The sequence below is a fragment of the Burkholderia sp. LMG 13014 genome, assembly GCF_905232215.1.
Taxonomy (GTDB): Bacteria; Pseudomonadota; Gammaproteobacteria; order Burkholderiales; family Burkholderiaceae; genus Burkholderia.
Genome location: NZ_CAJNKE010000731.1, coordinates 1 through 2,607 on the forward strand (window position 1 = coordinate 1; position 2,607 = coordinate 2,607).

General features: G+C 68.7%; 3 protein-coding genes. 2 read left to right on the forward strand and 1 reads right to left on the reverse strand.

What is annotated here, in order from left to right:
- A partial coding sequence (locus JYJ84_RS33745; RefSeq protein WP_205190065.1) for an N-acetylmuramoyl-L-alanine amidase occupies window positions 1-814 on the forward strand: 814 nt, incomplete at its 5' end.
- Between the two features lie 54 nt (window positions 815-868).
- Here the strand turns inward: JYJ84_RS33745 and JYJ84_RS33750 are convergent.
- Window positions 869-1,747 carry an EamA family transporter gene (locus tag JYJ84_RS33750; RefSeq protein ID WP_174955723.1) on the reverse strand — a complete coding sequence of 293 codons (879 nt, stop codon included), beginning with the start codon at window positions 1,745-1,747 and terminating at the stop codon, window positions 869-871.
- Between the two features lie 260 nt (window positions 1,748-2,007).
- On the opposite strand from JYJ84_RS33750, the gene JYJ84_RS33755 reads away from it, so the two are divergent.
- On the forward strand, window positions 2,008-2,607 hold a 600-nt coding region (locus tag JYJ84_RS33755; RefSeq protein ID WP_205190066.1), incomplete at its 3' end, for a pirin family protein.

The following is a 2,607-nucleotide window of genomic DNA, read 5'->3' on the forward strand; positions in this document are numbered from 1 at the left end:
GGCCGTCAAACCGCCGCCGCCCGTCATCGCACGCCGCGACGACAGCGACGACGACGGCGACACCTACAAGTTCACCGCGCCGAAATCCGGCAAGGGCGGCACCGTGCGCCTGCTGACGGTTGCAATCGATCCGGGCCACGGCGGCGAGGATCCGGGCGCAATCGGCGGCGGCGGCACGTACGAGAAGCACATCGCGCTCGACATCGCGAAGAAGCTGCGCGCGAAGATCGACGGCGCACCGAACATGCGCGCGATGATGACGCGCGACGCCGACTTCTTCGTGCCGCTGAACGTGCGCGTGCAGAAGGCGCGCCGCGTGGGCGCCGACCTGTTCGTGTCGATCCACGCCGATGCGTTCACGACGCCGTCGGCACGCGGTTCGTCGGTGTTCGCGCTGTCCGACCACGGCGCGACGAGCGCCGCGGCGCGCTGGATGGCGAACAAGGAGAATTCGTCCGACCTGATCGGCGGCATCAACATCAAGACGGCGGACGCGGCCGTGAACCGCGCGCTGTTCGACATGTCGACCACCGCGCAGATCCGCGATTCGCTGCGCTACGGCAACTACGTGCTGAAGGAAGTCGGCGGCATCAACAAGCTGCACAAGGGCTCGGTCGAACAGGCCGGGTTCGCGGTGCTGAAGGCGCCCGACATTCCATCGATCCTCGTCGAGACGGCGTTCATCAGCAACCCGGAAGAGGAAAGCCGCCTGAACGACGACAGCTATCGCGACCAGATGGCCGACGCGATCTTCCGCGGCATCAAGCGCTATTTCTCCGCGAATCCGCCGCTCGCGAAGAACCGGATGGCCTGACGGCCGTACCCGGCCACCCTGCCCTACCGCCGGCACGCAGTGCGTGCCGGCGCGTCACGATGCCGCGAAGCGGCGCATCAGTTTCCCGCCGAACACGTTCACCGCGAGCCCGCCCATCACGAGCGCCGTGCCGATCAATTGCGTGCGCGTCAGATGCTCGTCGAGCAGCAGCGCCGACGACGCGAGGCCGACGATCGGTACCAGCAGCGAGAACTGCGCGACCTGCGCGGCCGGATAGCGCGACAACAGGCGGCTCCACAGCCCATAGCCGAGCAGCGTCGCGACGAACGCGAGATAGACGACCGCGAAGATCGATGCGCCGTTCAGCCCGGCGAGCGCGGTCGCGATCCGCTGCGGCCCTTCGAACCACAGCGACAGCAGGAAGAACGGCACGGGCGGCACGAGGCTTGCCCACACGACGAGCGACACGAGGTTGGCACGGCCGACCTTCTTCGTGACGATGTTGCCGAACGCCCACATCGCGGCCGAGCAGATCGTCAGCAGGAAGCCTGCGAGCGTCATCGCGCGGCCGCCCTGCGCCGCGATCACGACGAGCCCGCCCGCGGCGATCGCGAGGCCGACCAGGTTCTGCATGCGCAACTGCTCGCCGAGGAACAGCATCGCGAACACGAGCGTGAAGAATGCCTGCGACTGCAGTACGAGCGACGCGAGGCCGGCCGGCATGCCGACGTACATGCCGGTGAACAGGAACACGAACTGGCCGAGCTGGATCGTCGCGCCGTACAGCACCAGCAGGCGCCACGGAATCTGCGGCCGGCGCACGAAGAACACCGCGGGCACGGCCGCGAGCGTGAAGCGCAGCGCGCCGAGCAGCATCGGCGGCATCCCGTGCAGGCCGACCTTGATCACGACGAAGTTCACGCCCCACGCCAGGATCACGACCAGCGCAAGCAGCAAGTCCTTCGGGGCCATCATCGGCGTCTCCTCGATTGTCGAATTGTTGTGCAAGGTGCTCTCAGGCCCTGGCGCTTCGCGCCGGGCTCCCCGAGGCGGCGATCCCCGAACGGGGCTTCCTTTGGGGCGAAAACCCGGGGCGGCCCGGCGTTTTCTTGCGAAGCCGGTCAGTCTACCGGGTTTCGGCCCCCGGCCCGATACCCGCGCGGCGCGCATGGAATCGGCGGCGGACGGCCAGTACAATGACCGGCATCCCCCGCCGCCCTAGAGGATCCGCCATGACCGCTCCGATCAAAGCCCTGCTGAAGCCGCACGTGCGCGACATCGGCAATCTGCAGGTGCGCCGCACGCTGCCCGCACTCGCCGCCCGCCTCGTCGGCCCGTTCATCTTCTTCGATCACATGGGGCCGGCCACACTGCCGCCCGGCACGGGGCTCGACGTGCGCCCGCATCCGCATATCGGCCTCGCCACCGTCACCTACCTGTTCGACGGCGCGATCCTGCACCGCGACAGCCTCGGCTCGCTGCAGGAAATCGTGCCGGGCGACGTGAACTGGATGACGGCCGGCCGCGGGATCGTCCACTCCGAGCGCACGCCCGACGCGCAGCGCGAAAACGGCCACACCGTGCACGGGATCCAGACCTGGGTCGCGCTGCCGCGCGCGCACGAAACCACCGAGCCGTCGTTCGAGCACCATCCGGCCGCGACGCTGCCGCGCCGCAACGAAAACGGCGTCGAACTGACGGTGATCGCCGGCGACGCGTTCGGGCTGCGCTCACCCGTCACGACGTTCTCGCGCACGCTGTATGTCGCGGCCGAATTCGCGGCCGGCGGCCGGCTCGAACTCGACGCGTCGCACGAGGAGCGCGCGGTCTAC